The 874-nt window shown below is 44.2% G+C and carries 1 protein-coding gene; it reads left to right on the plus strand.

The features are described 5' to 3' along the window. Nucleotides 1-178 precede the first annotated feature (178 nt). Complete coding sequence (locus ASV53_RS24255; protein ID WP_062691024.1) at nucleotides 179-796, plus strand: YitT family protein; 618 nt, start codon at nucleotides 179-181, stop codon at nucleotides 794-796. Nucleotides 797-874: the final 78 nt, after the last annotated feature.

Consider the following 874-nt stretch of genomic DNA (forward strand, 5'->3'; position numbering starts at 1 on the left):
TTACAACTCCGTACAAATATTATTACACCCACCAAAAACCACCTACCCGCACAACCTTCTTTCTTGTCATAAATGACTATATGATGCGCTCCAATTACTTATCCATTTTCATCGAACCTGCCTGCGCAGCAAGCCCGCATTAGCATGACTTACATACGGGTGATACGAGGAGCTATTTTTGAGCAGTAACAAGCATTCTATTTCAGAAAACATTATCGCCATTCTTACTGGTACTTTCGTCGTAGCCCAAGGCGTATTCTTTCTTCAGCAAGCCGATTTACTGACTGGTGGCACAACAGGTCTTGCGTTACTTGCGAGCCAGTTTATCGATCTGTCGTTTGGTCAGTTGTACTTTATGATGAACTGCCCGTTTTACCTGATGGCTTGGTTCCGCATGGGTAAATCATTTGCTCTAACCAGCATTCTTTCTGGTGGATTGGTGTCTATCATCACTGATAACCTTCATCACGTGCTGGAGATCAGTCGTCTTGAACCGCTCTACTGTGCCCTGATCGGTGGAGTACTAATGGGGTTAGGTATGTTGATCCTATTTCGTCATAAAACCAGCCTAGGTGGCTTTAATGTGCTGGTTCTGTTTCTGCAAGAGAAGATGGGATGGTCAGCAGGCAAACTGCAAATGGGCATTGATTTCAGCATACTTGTTGCATCTTTCTTCCTTGTCAGCCCAATGACCCTTCTATTCTCAGTAGTCGGTGCGTTCATGTTGAACTTAGTATTGGCGATGAACCACAAACCGGGACGCTATAGCAGCGAGCTAAAGGCGCAAGCAAGTTAATCTTTATGCGCTAGGTGAACTCGATTTAAAATCAGACATGCAAAAAGAGGTCGCAATATGCGACCTCTTTTTTATGAT

The organism is Photobacterium sanguinicancri (assembly GCF_002265265.1).
In the GTDB taxonomy this organism is placed as follows: domain Bacteria; phylum Pseudomonadota; class Gammaproteobacteria; order Enterobacterales; family Vibrionaceae; genus Photobacterium; species Photobacterium sanguinicancri.